We start from the raw sequence: 18286 nt of genomic DNA on the forward strand, positions 1-18286 counted from the left end.
CCACGCTATTGCTACTGATAATGATTGTCAAAACGAGGAGGCGCGGCTCGCCTCCCCGGGCCCGCGCTCAGTCGAGCAGCAGCGCCGGCTCCTCGAGCACGCTCGCGACGTCGGCGACGAAGCGGCTGGCGACGTCGCCGTCGACCACGCGGTGGTCGAAGCTCGCACCGATCGTCGTCACCATGCGCGAGCGCACCTCGCCGTCGACGACCCAGGCCTTGGGCTTGATCGTGCCGAGCGCGACGATGGCCACCTCGCCGGGGTTCAGGATGGGCGTGCCGGTGTCCATGCCGAAGACGCCGATGTTCGTGATGGTGATCGTGCCGTCGCGCATGTCGGCCGGGGTCGTCTTGCCGTCGCGGGCCGTCAGCGTCAGCTGCTCGAGAGCCTGGGCCAGCTCGAGCAGGCTCATCGACTGGGCCTCCTTGACGTTCGGCACGATCAGCCCGCGCGGCGTGGCCGCGGCGATGCCGAGGTTGACGAAGTGCCGCACGAGGATCTCGCGGTCGGTCCAGGCCGAGTTCACCATCGGGTTGCGGCGCACGGCCCAGATGATCGCCTTCGCCATGATGAGCAGCGGCGAGACCTTGACGCCGGCGAACTGCGGCGACGCCTTGAGGCGCTTGACGAACTCCATCGTGCGGGTGGCGTCGACGTCGACGAACAGGCTGACGTGCGGGGCCGTGTAGGCCGACGACGTCATCGCGGCGGCGATGGCCTTGCGGACGCCCTTGACCGGGATCCGCTCGACGCGCTCCTCGCCCCACTCGGGCGTCTCGATGTTGCGGAAGACGCTTGCCTGCTTGGCGTGGCGGATGACGTCGTCGCGGGTCACCTCGCCGGCGAGGCCGGTGGGCTGGACGAGCGTGAGGTCGACCTCCAGGTCTTTCGCGAGCTTGCGGATCGGCGGCTTGGCGATGATGGGCAGCGCCTGCGCGGCGGGCACCGAGGTCGCGGGGCGGCGACGGCCCTGCTCGGCGATGCGCAGCTGGCGCGCGTCGACCTGCCCCTTGCTGGGCTGGCGACGACGCGTCTGGCCGTGGCCGCCGGCGGCGCCGTAGCCCACGAGCACCGCGCCCGAGCCGCTGTCGTCGGCCACGGGGGCGGAGGCCGCGGGGGCGGCGGGGGCCGCCGGGGCGGCGACCGGGGCCGCAGGGGAGGGGGCGGCGGCGGAGGCGACCGGGGCCGGGGCCTGCACCGCGACTCCTGCAGGCGCGGCGGGAGCGGCAGCGGCCGGAGGCGCGCTGACGGCGACCGGGTCGACCGCGTTCTCGAGGTGGCGGGCCCGCTGCTCGGAGAGGGCCTCCTCCTCCTGCGCGATGATCTGCGCGGTGCGGGCCATGCCGCCCGACTCGAGCGACTCGGCCTGGGCGGCGCGGTCGCCGGGGGTGGTCGGTGCGGTGCCGTCGCCGATGGTGATGATCGGGGTGCCGACGTCGACGGTGTCGCCCGAGCTGACGAGGATGCTCTCGACCACGCCGGCGAACGGCGAGGGCAGCTCGACGAGCGACTTGGCGGTCTCGATCTCGACCAGCACCTGGTTGATCGCCACGGTGTCGCCCGCGGCGACCTTCCACTCGACGATCTCGGCCTCGGTGAGGCCCTCGCCGACGTCGGGGAGGGCGAACTCTGAACTCATGCGGGGTGACTCCTCGTGACGCGGTGGGGCCGGGGCCCGGGGTGCGGAGCGGCGCGCGGCGGGCGCGCCGGGGGGCGGACGCTCAGTACGCGAGCGCCCGGTCGACGGCCTCGAGGACCCGGTCGGCGTCGGGCAGGTACAGGGTCTCGAGCTTGGCGGGCGGGAAGGGCGTGTCGAAGCCGCTGACGCGCAGCACCGGCGCCTCGAGCGAGTAGAAGGCCTTCTCGGCGACGGTCGCGGCGATCTCGGAGCCGACGCTGACGAAGCCGGGGGCCTCCTGCGCGACGACGAGGCGGCCGGTCTTGCGCACCGACTCGAGGATCGGGCCGTAGTCGACGGGCGACAGCGAGCGCAGGTCGACGACCTCGACCGAGATGCCCTCGGCGGCGGCGATCTCGGCGGCCTGCAGCAGCACGCTGACCATGGCGCCGTGGCCGAGCAGGGTCACCTCGGTGCCGGTCCGCACGACGCGGCTGGCGTGCAGCGGCGCCTGCGGGTCGCTGAGGTCGACCTCGCCCTTGGGCCAGTAGCGGCTCTTCGGCTCGAAGAACATCACCGGGTCGTTCGAGGCGACGGCCTCCTGGATCATCCAGTAGGCGTCGTGCGGCGTGCTCGGGCTGACGACGCGGAGGCCCGCGGTGTGCGCGAAGTACGCCTCGGGGCTCTCCTGGTGGTGCTCGACGGCGCCGATGTGCCCGCCGTAGGGCACCCGGATGACGACGGGCATCTGCAGGTCGCCCTCGTGCCGGTTGGTCATCTTCGCGAGCTGCGAGGTGATCTGGTCGAAGCCCGGGTAGATGAAGCCGTCGAACTGGATCTCGCAGACGGGGCGGAAGCCGCCCATCGCGAGGCCGATCGCGGTGCCGACGATGCCCGACTCGGCGAGCGGGGTGTCGATGACCCGGCTCGCCCCGAACTCGGCCTGCAGCCCTTCGGTGACGCGGAAGACGCCGCCGAGCGTGCCGATGTCCTCGCCCATGAGCAGCACGCGCGGGTCGTCGGCCATGGCCTTGCGGAGGCCGGCGGTGATCGCCTTGCCGAGCGGCATGGACACGCGGGAGTCGCGGGTCGGGTCGTCGACGCCGGCCGCGGTCGCGGTCTCGGTGCGGTCAGCGGTGCCGGTGCGGTCAGCGGTGTCGGTCATGAACGTGCTCCGTCGGTGGGTGCGTCGGCGGCCGGGCCGAACGACTGCTCGTAGCGGGCCAGCCACTCCTTCTGCTCGGCCATCAGCGGGTGCGGCTCGCTGTAGACGTGGTCGAACATCAGGCCGATCTCGGGCTTCGGCAGCGTGGTGGTGCGGCGGCGGATGTCGGCGCCCAGGTCGTCGCACTCGACGGCGAGCTCGGCGAGGAAGGCGTCGGTCTCGCCGAGGCCCTTCAGGTAGGTCTCGAAGCGGGCGATCGGGTCTCGGGCGATCCAGCCCTGCAGCTCGTCGTCGGTGCGGTACTTCGTGGGGTCGTCGGAGGAGGTGTGCGCCCCGACGCGGTAGGTCATCGCCTCGATGAAGCGCGGGCCGCCGCCCGTGCGGGCGGCGTCGAGGTCGCGGCGGCTGACGGCGTACGAGGCGAGCACGTCGTTGCCGTCGATCTGGGTGCCGGGGATGCCGAAGCCGCCGGCGCGGTGCACGAGCGGGGTGCGCGACTGGCGCGAGACCGGCACGCTGATGGCCCACTGGTTGTTCTGCAGGAAGAACAGCTCGGGCGTCTGGAAGCTCGCCGCGAAGACCAGCGCCTCGCTGACGTCGCCCTGGCTGGTCGCGCCGTCGCCGAAGAACGTGACGACGGCCTGGTCGGTCTCGACGTCGCCGGTGCCGGCCTTGCCGTCGAGCGTGAGGCCCATCGCGTAGCCCGTGGCGTGCAGGGTCTGCGAGCCGATCACGAGCGTGTACACGTGGAAGTTGTGGTGCTCGGCGGGGTTCCAGCCGCCGTGCGTGTGGCCGCGCAGCAGGCGCAGGATGTCGACGGGGTCGACGCCGCGGCTGAGCGCGACGGCGTGCTCGCGGTACGACGGGAAGAGGTGGTCCTGCGGGCGGGTCGCGTGCGCGAGCCCGATCTGGGCGCCCTCCTGGCCGTGGCTCGGCACCCAGAGGGCGAGCTGGCCCTGGCGGGCGAGAGCGGCGGCCTCGACGTCGAAGCGCCGGGTCAGCACCATGTCGCGGTGGAACGCGCGCAGCTGGTCGTCGGTGAGCGCGTCGACGTAGGGCTGGAACTCGGCCGAGGCGTCGGAGTCGACCCGCTCGCCCGTGGGGCTCAGCAGCTGGATCGTCGTCACGTCGCGGCCCGCTTCGGTGGAGGACATGGGGTCCAATCTACTCAGGCCCACATGCCGTCAGGAGGATGTGTCGCCGCGCAGCTCGCGCGCCGCGCGCAGCAGCCCGTCGACCGACGCGGGCTCGCCGATCGTGATGCGGAGGCCCTCCGGGGCGAAGGCGCGCACGACGATGCCGTGCCGCTCGAACACCTCGGCGGCGCGGGCCGTGTCGTCGCCCGTGGCGAGCCAGACGAAGTTGCCCTGGGCGTCGGGCACCGACCAGCCCTGGTCGAGCAGGGCCTGGCGCACCTGGTCGCGCAGGGTCGCGAGGCGGGCGACCCGGCTGAGCAGCTCGCCCTCGAGCGCGAGCGAGGCGAGCGCGGCGGCCTGCCCCTGCTCGGTGACCGAGAGGGGGATGGCGGTCGCGCGGGCGGCGTCGAGCACCGAGGAGGCGCCGATCGCGTACCCGACGCGGAGGGCCGCCAGCCCGTACGCCTTCGAGAAGGTGCGCAGCACGACGAGGTTGGGGTGGCGCTCGGTGAGCGACCCGCCGCGGACGGCGTCGTCGGCCGTGACGAACTCGGCGTAGGCCTCGTCGAGCACGACGAGGAGGTCGTTCGGCACCGCGGCCATGAACGTCTCGAAGTCGTGGGTGCTCACGGTCGTGCCGGTCGGGTTGTTGGGCGAGCAGACGATGACGAGGCGGGTGCGGTCGGTGACGGCGGCGGCCATGGCGTCGAGGTCGTGGCTGCCGTCGGTCCGCAGCGGCACCGGCACGCTCGTCGCGCCCGAGACGGTGACGATGCCCGGGTAGGCCTCGAACGAGCGCCAGGCGTAGACGACCTCGTCGCCGGGCGCCGCGGCGGCGAGCACGAACTGGTTGAGCAGCGACACCGACCCGGCGCCGACGTGGACCTCGTCGGTGGTGACGCCCCATTTCTCGGCGAGGGCGGCCCGCAGGGCGGAGGCGCTGGCGTCGGGGTAGCGGTTGACGGCGACCGCGCCGCGCAGCGCCTCGACGACGCCGGGCAGCGGCTCGAACGGGTTCTCGTTCGACGACAGCTTGAACGCGTCGGCGGCGGCCTGCTTCCCCTGGCGGTAGGGCGGCAGCGCCGCGATCTCGGGGCGGAGGCGCACGGGACTGGTCACCCGGCCACCTTAGGGCGGGCGGAGGCGGTCGGCGACTACCGCGCGCGGGGCGGGGTCGGCATGATGGGGCCATGACCCGATTCGTCGTGCGGCTGCTGATCAACGCCCTCGCCCTCTGGGCGACCACGTCACTGGTCTCGGGGGTGAGCGTCGACGCGTACGGGTCGGAGGGCACGACCGAGACGGTGCTCACCTACCTCCTCGTCGCCCTGATCTTCGGCGTCGTCAACGGCGTCGTCGGCACCGTCATCCGCGTGGTCGCGTTCCCCCTCTACGTGCTCACGCTCGGCCTGCTCTCGCTGATCGTCAACGGGCTCCTGCTGGTGATCGTCGCCGCGGTCTCCGACGTCATCGGCTTCGGCCTGCAGGTCGACGGATTCTGGTGGGGCGTGCTCGGCGCCCTCGTGCTCGCGATCGTCGCCTGGCTGATCGGCATCGTCGTGCGGCCCGTCGTCGAGCCGCGCGACCGTCGGCGGTGAACCGCTTCCGCGTCTGCTTCGTCTGCACCGGCAACATCTGCCGGTCGCCCATGGCGGAGATCGTGCTGCGCGAGGTCGCGCGCCGGGCCGGGCTGGGCGACGCCCTCGAGGTGACCTCGGCCGGCACGGGCGACTGGCACGTCGGCGAGGGGGCCGACCCGCGCACCGTGAGTGCCCTCGCGGCCCGCGGCTACGATGGTCAGCGGCACCGGGCGAGGCAGTTCGAGACCGCCGACTTCGCGCGCTACGACCTCGTGGTCGCGTTGGACAGGGGTCACGAGCGGGTGCTGCGGTCGTGGGCGACGAACGAGGCCGACCGGTCGAAGGTGCAGCTGCTGCTGTCGTTCGACCGGGCGAGCGGAGGCGAGCCCGTCGGCACCGACGTGCCCGACCCCTACTACTCCGACCCCGCGATGTTCGACAGCGTGCTCGCGACGGTCGAGCGTGCCTGCACCGCCCTCTTCCGCCAGATCGAACCCGCACTCCGCAAGGGACCCTCATGACGTTGCCCCCTCAGCCCCTCAGCCCCCTCGACGGCCGGTACCGCGCCTCCGTCGGCCTGCTCGGCGACCACCTCAGCGAGGCCGGCCTCAACCGGGCGCGGGTGCACGTCGAGGTCGAGTGGCTGATCGCCCAGACCGACCGCCGCGCCTTCGGCTCGTCTCCGCTCGACGAGGGGCAGAAGGCCGCGCTGCGCGCCGTCGTCACCGACTTCGGGCAGGAGGCCATCGACGAGCTCGCGGGCCTCGAGGCCACCACCCGCCACGACGTCAAGGCCGTCGAGTACTACGTGCGCGCCCGTCTCGCCGACCTCGGCCTCGAGGGCATCGCCGAGCTGACGCACTTCGCGTGCACCAGCGAGGACATCAACAACCTCTCGTACGCCCTCACCGTGAAGCAGGCGGTGACCGAGGTCTGGCTCCCCGCGTTCGACGCCGTGCAGGAGGCGCTCGCCGGCTGGGCGACGGAGGCCCGCGACGTGCCCATGCTGGCCCACACCCACGGCCAGCCCGCGACCCCGACGACCGTCGGCAAGGAGTTCGCGGTCTTCGTGCACCGCCTCCGGCGCCTCCGCGCGCAGATCGAGGGCACCGAGTACCTCGGCAAGTTCAGCGGCGCCACCGGCACCTTCTCCGCCCACGTCGTCGCCGACCCGTCGGCCGACTGGCCCGAGGTCTCGCGCGAGTTCGTCGAGGAGCGCCTCGGCCTCACCTGGAACCCGCTGACCACCCAGATCGAGTCGCACGACTGGCAGGCCGAGCTCTACTCGCGGGTCGCGCACGTCAACCGCGTCCTGCACAACCTCGCGACCGACATCTGGACCTACATCTCGATGGGGTACTTCACGCAGATCCCGATCGCGGGCTCGACCGGCTCGTCGACGATGCCCCACAAGATCAACCCGATCCGGTTCGAGAACGCCGAGGCGAACCTCGAGCTCTCCTGCGCCCTGCTCGACTCGCTCGCCGCGACGCTCGTCACCTCACGCCAGCAGCGCGACCTCACCGACTCGTCGACGCAGCGCAACATCGGCGTCGCCTTCGGCCACTCGATGCTCGCCCTCGACAACCTGCGCCGCGGGCTCGGCGAGATCGCCGTCGGCACCGCCGCGCTCGAGGCCGACCTCGAGGGCAACTGGGAGGTGCTCGGCGAGGCGATCCAGACGGTCGTCCGTGCCGAGGTCGTCGCCGGCCGCTCGTCGATCGCCGACCCCTACGCGATGCTCAAGGAGCTCACCCGCGGCCGCCGGGTCGGCCAGGCCGAGCTCGTGGCCTTCGTCGAGGGGCTCGACATCGGCGCCGACGCGAAGGCGCGCCTCGTGGCGCTGACCCCCGCCGGCTACACCGGCATCGCGTCGCAGCTCGTCGACCGCCTGGCCTAGCCGCCGGGCCGCGGCCCCCGAGCTCGGGGGCCGCGGCGCGGCGCCGCGCTGCGTGGGCTCAGTGGCCTCGCGACCCGCCGCTCTCGTCGATCTCGTGCTGCTCGTCGTCGTTCGGCTTGGCCGCGAGGGCGAGCATCGCGATGACGACGAGCGCGACGATGAAGCCGATGCAGAGGAAGATCAGCGCGAGGTCGAGCTCGCGGGTCGTCATGAGCACGACGACCCCGACGAACACCGCGAAGACGGCGCTGAGGCCGAGGAACTCGGCGGGGCGGACGCGGTCGCGCCAGCTGGGCTGTGTCATGGGTGCTGTACTCCGTCTGCACTGGTCTGGGGGGCGGCGTCGGTCGCCGCGTCGGCGCCCGTCTGCCACTTGAGCGAGAGGCCGGCGATGACGAGGTAGACCCCGACCACCGCTCCCCACGCGCCGAGCAGGCCCACGAGCACGGTCGACGACGTGAGCACGCCCTCGATCTGCTCCACGCCGCCGAGCTGCTCGGCGTAGTCGGGCGGGACGACGAGGAAGGCGAGGGCCAGCAGGAGCGTCATCGCGCCGACGGTGGTCCAGTCGCGGGCCAGGGGGGTGCGTCGACGGCGACGCAGCCCGGTGACGAGCTCGAGCGCGCCCGTGACGAGCGCGAAGGTGGTGACGAGGGCGACGAGCGCCGGCAGGCCGCTGCCCGAGAACGCGAGGGCCAGGGCGCCCACGACGAGGCTGACGAGGCCCTGCACGAGGCCGAGGGTGCGGCTCGACGGGTCGTCGAGCCGGCGGAGCGACCCGAGGGCGAGCACGAGGCCGCCGACGACGCCCGCGACGCCGAGGGCGAGCAGGCCCACGCGCGGCGAGTGGTCGGGCGAGAACGTGATGGCGACGCCGAGGGCGATCGCCGGGACGGCCCGCAGGATCGGCACGGGCCAGTAGCGGGGCGCCGAGACGGCGAGGTCGACGCGGCCGACGGGCCGGTCACGGCCGCGCGCACCGGCCTCGTGGACGGTGGTCGCGGGGTCGCTCGGCCGGGGCTCGGTCGGCCCGGGGGAGGGCGCGGCAGCAGCAGGCACGGGGGACCTTCTTCGACGGGGGCGGGCCCGGCGACGCCGAGCAGACGGCCCGAGTTTACCGCCCCTCGCTGACAGCCCACCTCCGGGCGGCGCCCACGGCCGGAGCCGGGGCGGGGCGGACGCGGCCCGCCGGGTGGCCGGCCAGGCCCCCGACCCGGCCGGGCCGCCGCGCCTGGAGCATCCCCGTCGAGACGAGGCTCAGCGAGACGAGCCGCCCGGCGAGCAGGCGCAGGCAGTCGTCGGCGCCGTCCGGCCCCGGTTCGTCGATCGCGACGCCCTGCGGCAGGGCGCTGAGGCGCACGGCGGCGACGGAGGCGGCCCGCCAGCCCCGGGACGGGTCGCGACGCAGGTCGCTGAGGAGCTCCAGCACGAGGGGCACGTCGGAGCGCCCGCGGACGAGGAGGCGGTGGTGGAGCTGCGGCGACCCCGCGCCTCCCGCAGTCCCCCGCCGGGCCTCGACGAGGGTGACGAGACCGTGCCGCACCGGCCCGTCGTGCTCGGCGGAGAGCCCGTCGACGCGGGCGCCGGGCGGCACGGCCACGGGGTGCGCGCCGGGGAGGCGCGGCGCCCACCCGTCGAGGCCCCACCCGCCGAGCCCCCGCACCTCGAGCGTCGTGGCCCCGTCGCACGGCCCGCCGCAGGGCGCCGCGACGAGCTCCCGGATGCCCGCCCCGACCCCCGCCGCGCCCGCCTCGTCGAGCCCGGGCAGGGCCAGGGGCGCGGGCGGGCAGCCGTGCACGAGGCCGACGAGCGGGGCGGGGGAGTCAGGGAGCGAGGCCGTCATCCGTCCATGGTGACATGCCGGATGTCAGTATCACCAGGGGCGAGGGCCCCGGGAGGCGAGGATCACCTGGGCGGTCGTGGCCAGGACCACCCGGAGGGGACAGGGTGACACGCGGCGATCTCCCTACCGATGCCCAGCCCCGGCCCCTACGGTCGTCCCATCCGAGGGCGCATGCTCACCACCACTGGCTGGGAAGTCCACCATCGCGGGAGCTGCATGACCTCCATCGCCCCCTCGGCTCCGGCCGGGTTCCGTCCGACCGTGCCCGGATCGGCCAGCAAGCCGACCAGCACCTACTCGACGCTCCTGGCGTCGGTGCGCGAAGCAGGGCTGCTCCGCCGTCGGACCGGGTTCTACGTCACCGTCTTCGTCGTGCTCGTCGTCTGCCTGCTCGGCGCGGCGACCGGCTTCGTCCTGCTCGGCTCGAGCTGGTTCCAGCTGCTCATCGCGGCCGCGCTCGGCGTCATCCTCACCCAGTTCGCCTTCCTCACGCACGAGGCCGCGCACCGCCAGGTGTTCGACTCGGGCACGCGCAACGACAAGGTGGGCCGCGTGCTCGCCGCCGGCGTCGTCGGCATGAGCTACGCGTGGTGGATGTCGAAGCACACGCGCCACCACGCCAACCCGAACACCAAGGGCAAGGACCCGGACATCGCGTTCGACACGGTCTCCTTCCTGGAGGAGGACGCGGCGAAGCAGACCGGCCTGATGCGCCAGCTGACGCGTCGCCAGGGCTGGTTCTTCTTCCCCCTGCTGCTCGGCGAGGGCGTCAACCTCCACGTGCACTCGATCAAGGTGCTGCTGACGAAGGAGAAGGTCGAGGGCCGCGCCCTCGAGGTGTCGCTGATCGCCGGGCGCATGATCGCCTACTTCGCCGTCGTCTTCGCGTTCCTGCCCGTCGGCATGGCGTTCGCCTTCATCGGCGTGCAGATGGCCGTCTTCGGCCTCTACATGGGCTCGTCGTTCGCCCCGAACCACAAGGGCATGCCGATCATCCCCGAGGGCGCGAAGGTCGACTTCCTCAGCAAGCAGGTGCTCACCTCGCGCAACATCACCGGTCGCTTCTCGACCGCGTTCATGGGCGGCCTGAACTTCCAGATCGAGCACCACCTCTTCCCGAGCATGGCCCGCCCGCACCTGCGCGCCGCGAGCCTGCTCGTCAAGGAGCACTGCGCGAAGCACGACATCCCCTACGCCGAGACCACGGCGATCAAGTCGTACGGGATCGTCATCCGCTACCTCAACCGCGTCGGCCTTGCCGCCCGCGACCCCTTCGACTGCCCCGCCGCGGCGACGCTCCGCCCGCGCTGAGCCCGCCCGCACACGACGACGGCGCCGTCACCTCCCAGGAGGTGGCGGCGCCGTCGTCGTGCTGCCCGGGGCGGGCCCCGGCAGGGCAGGAGGCGCGGGTCGGCCCGGTCAGGCCGCCGTCGCCGGCCAGGCGGCCAGCTGCCACCCCAGCCACGGGCTGAAGGCGAAGGGCGCCGCCTCGACGGCCCCGCGGAGCGCCTCGGGCTCGAGCCAGGCCCACTCGGCGACCTCGTCGGGCGAGGGGTCGGGCACGCCGACCGCGCGGGCGGTGAACACCGGGCAGATCTCGTTCTCGACGATGCCGGAGGCGTCGGTCGCGACGTACCGGAACTCCGGCAGGATCACGCTGACGTCGGCCACCTCGATGCCGAGCTCCTGCGATGCGCGGCGGTAGACGGCCTCCTCCGGGGTCTCGCCGGGCGCGGGGTGGCCGCAGAACGAGTTGGTCCAGACGCCGGGCCAGGTCTTCTTCGACAGGGCACGGCGGGTGACGAGCACGCGGCCCCGCTCGTCGACGACGTGGCAGCTGAAGGCGAGGTGCAGCGGCGTCGTCGTCGTGTGCACGGTGGCCTTCGGCGTGCTGCCGACGGGCTCGCCGGCCTCGTCGAGCAGGACCACCATCTCCTGATCAGACCCTGCAGGAGGGCTGTCGAGAGGCTGAGCATGAGCGCGTTCGCCGAGTTCCATGGGAGGTAGTCTGCCCTCTGTGGACGCTCAACAGCTGCGCGGCGGCGCGCGCGCCCGACACGAGCGTGTCGAGGTCGTCCTCGACGACTTCTTCCGGCTGGCCGAGCGCCGGGCCGCGCTCGTGGGCCGTCGCTACGTCGAGCTCTGGTCGGTGCTCGAGCGCAACACGGTCGGCGGCAAGCGCTTCCGGCCCCGCATGGTCTTCACCGCCTACGACGCCCTCGGCGGCACCGACGACGAGGCCGTCGCCGGCGTCGCGGCCTCCTTCGAGCTGCTGCACACGGCCCTGATCGTCCACGACGACGTCATCGACCGCGACTTCTCGCGCCGCGGCATCCCCAACGTCTCCGGCAGCTACCGCGACACCGCCACGACGGCGGGCATCCCCACCCCCGCCGCCGAGCACCGCGGCATGTCGGCCGCCGTCATCGCGGGCGACCTCGCGCTCGCCGGGGCCAGCCGGCTGCTGCTCGACGTCCGGTGCGAGGGCGGCGTGCGGGCGCGCCTCCTCGACATCCTCGACGAGGCGATCTTCGTCAGCGCGGGCGGCGAGATGGTCGACGTCGAGCTGTCGCTCTCGCCCGAGGTGCCGACGGTCGCCGAGATCCTCGACATGGAGCGCGCCAAGACCGCGGTCTACTCGTTCGAGGCCCCGCTGCAGGCCGGCGCCGTGCTCGCCGGCGCCCCCGACGCCGTCGTCGACGCGGTCGGCGAGTTCGGTCGCGAGGTCGGCGTCGCCTACCAGGTGGTCGACGACCTGCTCGGCGTCTTCGGCCTCGGGGCCGACACCGGCAAGACGACCCTCGGCGACCTCCGCGAGGGCAAGCGCACCGTCATCGTCGCCCACGCGGCCACGACCGACGAGTGGTTCGCGATCCGTCCGTTCATCGGCAAGGCCGACCTCACCGAGGCCGAGGCGGAGCACGTGCGCTCCCGGCTCGAGGCGTGCGGCGCCCGCGCGTTCGCCGAGTCCCTCGTCGAGCAGCACGCCCGCCGCGCGCTCGCCGTGCTCGACGGCCCGGCCGTGGGCGACGCGCTCCGCGAGGCCCTGACCCCCGTCGTCGCGACCGTCCTGGAGCGCGTGCGGTGACCGGCCTCTCGCTCTACGACGCGGTGGCCGACCAGACCGCGGCCGGCGTGATCCGCCGGTACTCGACCTCCTTCGGGCTGGCCTCGCGCCTCCTCGGGTCCGACGTGCGGCAGCACGTCGAGAACGTCTACGCGCTCGTCCGCGTGGCCGACGAGATCGTCGACGGCCCCGCCGCCGAGGCCGGGCTCGACGTCGAGGCCGCGGGCCGGTGCCTCGACGACTACGAGGCCACGACCGAGCGGGCGCTCGCGGAGGGCTTCAGCTCCGACCTCGTCGTGCACGCCTTCGCGCGCACCGCCCGGGCCACGGGCTTCGGCACCGAGCTCACGCGGCCCTTCTTCGCCTCGATGCGGGCCGACCTCAGCGCCCGCGAGCACGACGACGAGTCGTTCCGTCGGTACATCTACGGCTCGGCCGAGGTCGTCGGCCTGATGTGCCTCCGCGCCTTCCTCGTCGGGCACGGCTACCCCGCCAGCACGCGCGCCGCCCTCGACGAGGGCGCCTGCCGTCTCGGTGCCGCCTTCCAGAAGGTCAACTTCCTCCGCGACCTCGCGGCGGACTTCGAGCACCTGGGCCGCAGCTACTTCCCCGGCGTCGACGTCGACACCTTCGACGAGGCGACCAAGCGGCGGCTCGTCGACGACATCGACGACGACCTGCGGGTCGCCGGCGAGATCATCCCCGTGCTGCCCGCGTCGTCGCGGCGCGCGGTGGCGCTGGCCCACGGCCTGTTCGCCGAGCTGAACCGACGGCTCGAGGCGACCCCCGCCTCCTCGCTGATCCGGGCGCGCGTCCGCGTGCCGAACCCGGTGAAGCTGCGCATCGCGGCCGGCGCCGCGGTCGGCCGCGTCGTGGCCGTGCCGCCCGCCCGCACCCCGAGCACCACCCCGACCGACGGAGCCCCTTCGTGAGCACACCCTGGCTGAAGTCCACCACCGGCGCGACGACGGTCGAGCGGCACGGCCGCCGGGTGGTCGTGATCGGCGGCGGCATCAGCGGCCTCGCCTCGGCGGCGCTGCTCGCCCGCGAGGGCCACGACGTCACGGTGCTCGAGAAGAACGACGCCGTCGGCGGCCGCGCGGGCAGCTGGGCGAGCGACGGCTTCCGCTTCGACCTCGGCCCGAGCTGGTACCTCATGCCCGAGGTCTTCGACCACTTCTTCAGGCTGATGGGCACGAGCGCCGACGAGCAGCTCGACCTCGTCGCGCTCGACCCCGGCTACCGCGTCTTCTTCGAGCCGGGCGCCGAGCCCGGCGACGACGACCCGGCCCCGATCGACGTGCCGCTCGGCCTCGAGCGCAACGTCGCGCTGTTCGAGAGCGTCGAGCCCGGCAGCGGCGAGCGGATGCGCCGCTACCTCCGCTCGGCCCGCGACACGTACGAGATGGCGAAGCAGCGGTTCCTCTACACGAGCTTCGAGAGCGTGTCGCCGCTGCTCCGCGGCGACGTCGTCGTGCGGCTGCCCAAGCTCGCCCGGCTCCTCCTGCAAGACCTGGACACCTTCGCGTCGAAGACCGTCAGCGAGCCGCGCCTCAAGCAGATCCTCGACTACCCCGCGGTCTTCCTCGGCTCGTCGCCGTTCCGCACACCGAGCATGTACCACCTGATGAGCACCCTCGACCTCGACGACGGGGTGCTGTACCCGCAGGGCGGGCTGACGACGGTCATCGAGCGCATCGCCGCGGTCGCCCGCGACGCCGGGGTCACGATCGTCACCGGCGCCTCGGTCACGCGCATCACGACGGCCGTCGAGGCCGACCCCGCGCCCCGACGGGGTCGCCCGCGGGTGCCGACGGCGCGGGCCACGGGCGTCGAGTACACGGACGCGGGAGGCGCGGAGCACGCCCTCGAGGCCGACACCGTCGTCAGCGCGGCCGACCTGCACCACACCGAGACGCGCCTCCTGCCCCGCTCGCTGCGCACCTACGACGAGAAGTACTGGCACGGCCGCGACCCCGGCCCGAGCGCCCTGCTCGTCTACCTCGGCGTCGAGGGCGAGCTGCCCGAGCTCGAGCACCACTCGCTGTTCTTCGCCCGCGACTGGCACGAGAACTTCGAGCGGATCTTCGGCGACGACAAGCGGATCCCCGAGCCGCCGTCGCTCTACGTCTGCAAGCCGAGCACGATCGACCCGTCGACGGCGCCCGAGGGCCAGACCAACCTCTTCGTGCTCGTGCCGCTGCCCGCCGACCCCGCGCTCGGCCGCGGCGACGTCGACGGCGACGGCGACCCGATGGTCGAGCGCCTCGCCGACCAGGTGATCGACCAGATCAGCCGCTGGGCGGGCGTGCCCGACCTCGCGTCGCGGGTCGTGCTGCGGCGCACCCGCGGGCCGCGCGACTTCGTCGACGACGTCAACGCCTGGCAGGGCAGCATGCTCGGCCCGGCGCACACGCTCGACCAGAGCGCGATGTTCCGCGCCGGCAACACCTCCGAGCACGTGCGGAACCTGTTCTACGTCGGCGGCTCGTCGCGCCCCGGCATCGGCCTGCCGATGTGCCTGATCAGCGCCGAGGTGCTGCTCAAGAACATGCGCGGCGACACGAGCACCGAGCCGCTGCCCGAGCCCGCCGCCGAGGCCGGGGCCCCCGCCGCGCCGGCCGCCGCCGGAACGGCCTGATGGGCGCCGCCTACCTCGTCGCCCTGCTGATCTCGCTCGCCGGCATGGCGGCGCTCGACCGCCGCTTCACGCTGTTCTTCTGGCGCGACGGCTGGCGCGCGGCGGTGACGCTGCTCGTCGGCGTCGCCTTCTTCCTGGTCTGGGACGTCGTCGGCATCGACCTCGGCATCTTCTTCCGCGGCGAGACGTCGTTCATGACGGGCGTGCAGCTGGCGCCCGAGCTGCCGCTCGAGGAGGTCTTCTTCCTCGTGCTGCTCTGCTGGCTGACGATGAACCTGCACTCCGGGGCGCGCCTCGCGCTCGGGGCGCTCGCCGCCCGCCGCGAGGGGGCGCGCGCGTGACGTACTGGGCGGTGAACGCCGTCTTCCTCGGGCTCGTGGCCGTGACCGCGGCCGCGGCGCTGCTGCTGCACCGGCTCCGGGCACGGGGGCGCGCCTCCTCGGGGGCCCGCGACCGCGCCGAGGTCGTCCGCGCCGCCGGGCTCACGACCGTCGTGCTGCTCGTGATGACAGCCGTCTTCGACAACGTCATGATCGGCGTCGGCCTGGTCGGCTACGACGAGTCCCGCATCAGCGGCGCGAAGCTCGGCGTCGCCCCGCTCGAGGACTTCGCCTACTCCGTCGCGGCGCTCGTGCTGCTGCCGAGCGTCTGGACGCTGCTCGGCGGCCGCCGCCCGGCCCGCGAGCCGTCGCTCGAGCGACCGGCCCGACGGGCTGGGCCGGTGCGGCCGGCCCAGCCCGCCGCAGGACCGGAGGAGTCGCGGTGATCGCCACCCTGCGCGCCCTGGCCTGGTCGTCGCGACCCCTCAGCTGGATCAACACCGCGTTCCCGTTCGCCGCCGCCTACCTGCTGAGCGCCGCGAGCAGCAGCACGCCCGACGGCGGCACGAGCTACGACGTCACCGCGGTGCCGTGGCTCGTCGCGATCGTCGGCACCGTCTACTTCCTCGTGCCGTACAACCTCGCGATGTACGGCATCAACGACGTCTTCGACTACGAGAGCGATCTGCGCAACCCCCGCAAGGGCGGCGTCGAGGGGGCGCTGCTCGACCGCAGCATGCACCGGCCCACGCTGGTCGCGGCGGTCGTCACGAACGTGCCCTTCCTGGTCTTCCTGGTCGCCGTCGGCAGTCCGCTGAGCTGGCTCGTGCTGGCGGTCAGCGTCTTCGCCGTCGTCGCCTACTCGGCCCCGCGCCTGCGCTTCAAGGAGCGCCCGGTCGTCGACTCGGTCACCTCGAGCACGCACTTCGTGAGCCCCGCCGTCTACGGCCTCGTGCTCGCCGGGGCCGACGTCACGCCCGCGCTGTGGGCCCTGCTCGGCGCGTTCTTCCTCTGGGGCACGGCCAGCCACGCCTTCGGGGCCGTGCAGGACGTCATCGCCGACCGCGAGGGCGGCATCGCGTCGATCGCGACGGTCTTCGGCGCCCGCACGACCGTGCGGCTCTCGGTCGTCGCGTACCTGCTCGCGGCGCTGCTGATGACCTTCACCGACACCCCGGGGCCGTTCGCCGCGCTCCTCCCGGTCGCCTACGCGATCAGCTGCGCGCCGTGGTGGAACGTCGCCGACGCCGACGCGGAGGGGGTCAACCGGGGGTGGAAGCGGTTCCTGACGCTGAACTTCGTGTCGGGGTTCGTGGTGACCATGCTGCTGATCTGGTGGGTCGCGCTCGGCTGACCCGCGACTCCCCGGGGGCTCGGCCGACCGGCGGCGTCGCCGACCCGCGGGGTCGGACGGCCGATCGGCGGAGGGCCGCTCCGTCGCGCGGATGAGATCGGACCGATGTGGCCCCGAGTTCACCCGGGCGAAAGGTCCTGGCCGTATCTTCGGCCCGTGAGCACGCAGACCTCCCGCACCCCCGAGCGCCGGCGGCCCGCGCGCGCCCTCCGCGACCTGGCCGGCCGGCTGGCGTCCCGGCGGCGGTGGGTGCGTCAGCACCCGCACGGGCTGTGGTGGACGTTCGTGGCCCTGCACGCCGCGCTCTTCCTGGCCCTGACGCCCCTCATGCTCTCCGGCGGCGTGAGCGGCGACCTGCCGCTGTACCGCACCTGGGCCACCGACGCCCTGAGCTCGGGGTCGTGGCCGGTGCTCGACTTCACCTGGGTCTACCCGGCGGGGGCCCTGCTGCCCATCGTGCTGCCGAACGTGCTCGGCGAGTCGATGTACCAGTTCGTCTGGCTGGTGATGCTGACGCTGCTGAACGGCGTCTCGCTCTGGGTGCTGACCGACCGGGGCCGCCGCACCGTCGAGACCCCGGCCGCCTGGTGGTGGCTGCTCGTGCTCTTCCTGCTCAGCCCGGTGGCCTTCCTCCGCCTCGAGGGGTTCAGCGCGCCCATGGTGCTCATGGCCCTGGTGCTGCTCGCCCGGCGCCCCCGCGTCGCGGGCCTCCTGCTCGCCGGCGCGACGTGGATAAAGGTCTGGCCGGCGGCCGTGATCGCGGCGGTCATGGTCGCCTCGCGGCGCCGCTCGACGGTCGTGCGCTCCGCCCTCCTGGTGACGGCGGGCGTCGCCGCGGCCGTCGCGCTCGGCGGCGGCCTGAGCCGGATCGACACGTTCATCAGCACCCAGTCGAGCCGCGGCCTCCAGCTCGAGGCGCCGCTCTCGACCCCGTGGGTGTGGATGGCCATGCTCCGCGTGCCGGGGGCGTCCGTCTACCAGAACGTCGCCCTCGCGACCCGGGAGGTCATGGGGCCGGGCGACACCTGGGCGATCAACGGCAGCACCGAGCTCATGCTCGGGGTGGTGCTGGCGCTGCTCGCCCTGCTCGCCGTCGCCGCGTTCGGACTGCCGGGGGCCCGCCGCTCGACCTCGGGCGACGAGGTCCAGCTCGTGCTGCTCGGCGCCCTGACCCTGACGACGACCTTCGTCGTGTTCAACAAGGTCGGCTCGCCGCAGTACATGCTCTGGATCGCCCCGGTGGTGGCCGTCGGCCTCGCGCAGCGCCCCGACCTCTTCCGCGTGCCGGCCCGCCTGACCGCGTGGGCGGCCGGACTCACGACCCTCGTCTTCCCGGTGATGTACCGCGAGCTGATCGACCTGCAGCCCGCCGCCGTGCTGGCGCTCGCGGCGCGCAACGCCATCGTCGTCGCGCTGCTCGGCTGGTGCGTCGTCCGGCTGATGGAGGCGGCGCTCGCCGCGGCGGGGCTGCCGGGCTGGACCCTCCGGCGCGCCCTCGGCCTGCTCCCGCCCGACCGGGGCGTCGCCGCGGGCGTCGCGACCGAGGCCCGGGTGCTCGACCACGAGCGGTAGGAGTCGCGGATCTGGTCGGCCCGGGCGCGAACGTGCCAGCGTGGTCCCCAGACATCTCGACACCCGCCGTGAGCGGGTCTGACCCAAGGA

Annotated in this window: 19 protein-coding genes; 11 read left to right on the forward strand and 8 right to left on the reverse strand. The window is 73.5% G+C overall.

What is annotated here, in order from left to right; translation table 11 throughout:
- Window positions 1-67 precede the first annotated feature (67 nt).
- From IFT72_RS14320 to IFT72_RS14335, 4 genes are all read right to left on the reverse strand, one after another.
- Window positions 68-1639, reverse strand: a complete 1572-nt coding sequence (locus IFT72_RS14320) for a dihydrolipoamide acetyltransferase family protein (protein ID WP_192046836.1) — start codon at window positions 1637-1639, stop codon at window positions 68-70.
- Between the two features lie 82 nt (window positions 1640-1721).
- Complete coding sequence (locus tag IFT72_RS14325) at window positions 1722-2687, reverse strand: alpha-ketoacid dehydrogenase subunit beta (protein WP_056059303.1); 966 nt, start codon at window positions 2685-2687, stop codon at window positions 1722-1724.
- Between the two features lie 92 nt (window positions 2688-2779).
- Entirely contained in the window at window positions 2780-3937 is a 1158-nt protein-coding gene (locus IFT72_RS14330; protein WP_167261525.1) for a thiamine pyrophosphate-dependent dehydrogenase E1 component subunit alpha, read from the reverse strand.
- 30 nt (window positions 3938-3967) lie between these two features.
- Complete coding sequence (locus IFT72_RS14335; protein ID WP_371741304.1) at window positions 3968-5038, reverse strand: histidinol-phosphate transaminase; 1071 nt, start codon at window positions 5036-5038, stop codon at window positions 3968-3970.
- Window positions 5039-5109: 71 nt separating this feature from the next.
- Here IFT72_RS14335 and IFT72_RS14340 point away from each other — a divergent pair, with 71 nt between their 5' ends.
- From IFT72_RS14340 to purB, 3 genes are read left to right on the forward strand one after another with little or no spacing between them, the layout of a single operon-like run.
- On the forward strand, window positions 5110-5517 hold the full coding sequence (locus IFT72_RS14340) for a phage holin family protein (RefSeq protein WP_056058658.1): 408 nt from the start codon (window positions 5110-5112) through the stop codon (window positions 5515-5517).
- A complete protein-coding gene (locus IFT72_RS14345) occupies window positions 5514-6020 on the forward strand; it encodes a low molecular weight protein-tyrosine-phosphatase (protein WP_371741305.1) in 507 nt (168 codons plus the stop codon). Before IFT72_RS14340 ends, IFT72_RS14345 begins: the two co-directional genes overlap by 4 nt.
- Window positions 6017-7399: an adenylosuccinate lyase gene (purB, locus tag IFT72_RS14350; protein ID WP_056058666.1), complete on the forward strand. Its 1383-nt coding sequence runs from the start codon at window positions 6017-6019 to the stop codon at window positions 7397-7399. The genes IFT72_RS14345 and purB overlap by 4 nt, the downstream gene beginning before the upstream one ends.
- A gap of 58 nt (window positions 7400-7457) precedes the next feature.
- On the opposite strand, the gene IFT72_RS14355 is transcribed toward purB, so the two are convergent.
- The 3 genes from IFT72_RS14355 to IFT72_RS14365 are packed head-to-tail and all read right to left on the reverse strand — an operon-like array spanning window position 7458 to window position 9242.
- A complete protein-coding gene (locus IFT72_RS14355) occupies window positions 7458-7703 on the reverse strand; it encodes a hypothetical protein (protein WP_056058669.1) in 246 nt (81 codons plus the stop codon).
- The gene (locus IFT72_RS14360) at window positions 7700-8458 is read right to left on the reverse strand and encodes a DUF308 domain-containing protein (RefSeq protein WP_371741306.1); all 759 of its coding nucleotides are present in this window, start codon (window positions 8456-8458) and stop codon (window positions 7700-7702) included. Before IFT72_RS14360 ends, IFT72_RS14355 begins: the two co-directional genes overlap by 4 nt.
- 55 nt (window positions 8459-8513) lie before the next feature.
- Window positions 8514-9242, reverse strand: coding sequence for a hypothetical protein (locus IFT72_RS14365; protein WP_192046837.1), 729 nt, complete (start codon window positions 9240-9242; stop codon window positions 8514-8516).
- Window positions 9243-9458: 216 nt separating this feature from the next.
- Here IFT72_RS14365 and IFT72_RS14370 point away from each other — a divergent pair, with 216 nt between their 5' ends.
- Window positions 9459-10553, forward strand: coding sequence for an acyl-CoA desaturase (locus IFT72_RS14370; protein WP_056058675.1), 1095 nt, complete (start codon window positions 9459-9461; stop codon window positions 10551-10553).
- 108 nt (window positions 10554-10661) lie between these two features.
- On the opposite strand, the gene idi is transcribed toward IFT72_RS14370, so the two are convergent.
- A complete protein-coding gene (gene idi, locus IFT72_RS14375) occupies window positions 10662-11174 on the reverse strand; it encodes an isopentenyl-diphosphate Delta-isomerase (protein ID WP_056058678.1) in 513 nt (170 codons plus the stop codon).
- 85 nt (window positions 11175-11259) lie between these two features.
- On the opposite strand from idi, the gene IFT72_RS14380 reads away from it, so the two are divergent.
- The 7 genes from IFT72_RS14380 to IFT72_RS14410 all read left to right on the forward strand — a co-directional run bounded on the left by IFT72_RS14380 (window position 11260) and on the right by IFT72_RS14410 (window position 18196).
- Window positions 11260-12330 carry a polyprenyl synthetase family protein gene (locus IFT72_RS14380; RefSeq protein WP_371741307.1) on the forward strand — a complete coding sequence of 357 codons (1071 nt, stop codon included), beginning with the start codon at window positions 11260-11262 and terminating at the stop codon, window positions 12328-12330.
- The gene (locus IFT72_RS14385; protein WP_185230962.1) at window positions 12327-13241 is read left to right on the forward strand and encodes a phytoene/squalene synthase family protein; all 915 of its coding nucleotides are present in this window, start codon (window positions 12327-12329) and stop codon (window positions 13239-13241) included. The genes IFT72_RS14380 and IFT72_RS14385 overlap by 4 nt, the downstream gene beginning before the upstream one ends.
- Entirely contained in the window at window positions 13238-14950 is a 1713-nt protein-coding gene (crtI, locus tag IFT72_RS14390; RefSeq protein ID WP_371741308.1) for a phytoene desaturase family protein, read from the forward strand. Before IFT72_RS14385 ends, crtI begins: the two co-directional genes overlap by 4 nt.
- Window positions 14950-15291, forward strand: a complete 342-nt coding sequence (locus tag IFT72_RS14395; RefSeq protein ID WP_192046839.1) for a lycopene cyclase domain-containing protein — start codon at window positions 14950-14952, stop codon at window positions 15289-15291. The genes crtI and IFT72_RS14395 overlap by 1 nt, the downstream gene beginning before the upstream one ends.
- Window positions 15288-15716 (forward strand): lycopene cyclase domain-containing protein, encoded by a 429-nt coding sequence (locus tag IFT72_RS14400; protein WP_192046840.1) that lies wholly within the window; start codon window positions 15288-15290, stop codon window positions 15714-15716. Before IFT72_RS14395 ends, IFT72_RS14400 begins: the two co-directional genes overlap by 4 nt.
- A complete protein-coding gene (locus tag IFT72_RS14405) occupies window positions 15713-16624 on the forward strand; it encodes a prenyltransferase (protein WP_056058691.1) in 912 nt (303 codons plus the stop codon). The genes IFT72_RS14400 and IFT72_RS14405 overlap by 4 nt, the downstream gene beginning before the upstream one ends.
- Window positions 16625-16780: 156 nt before the next feature.
- The gene (locus tag IFT72_RS14410) at window positions 16781-18196 is read left to right on the forward strand and encodes a glycosyltransferase 87 family protein (protein WP_192046841.1); all 1416 of its coding nucleotides are present in this window, start codon (window positions 16781-16783) and stop codon (window positions 18194-18196) included.
- The last annotated feature ends 90 nt before the right edge of the window (window positions 18197-18286 follow it).

Source organism: Frigoribacterium sp. CFBP 8754, from assembly GCF_014841815.1.
GTDB classification, from domain to species: domain Bacteria; phylum Actinomycetota; class Actinomycetes; order Actinomycetales; family Microbacteriaceae; genus Frigoribacterium; species Frigoribacterium endophyticum.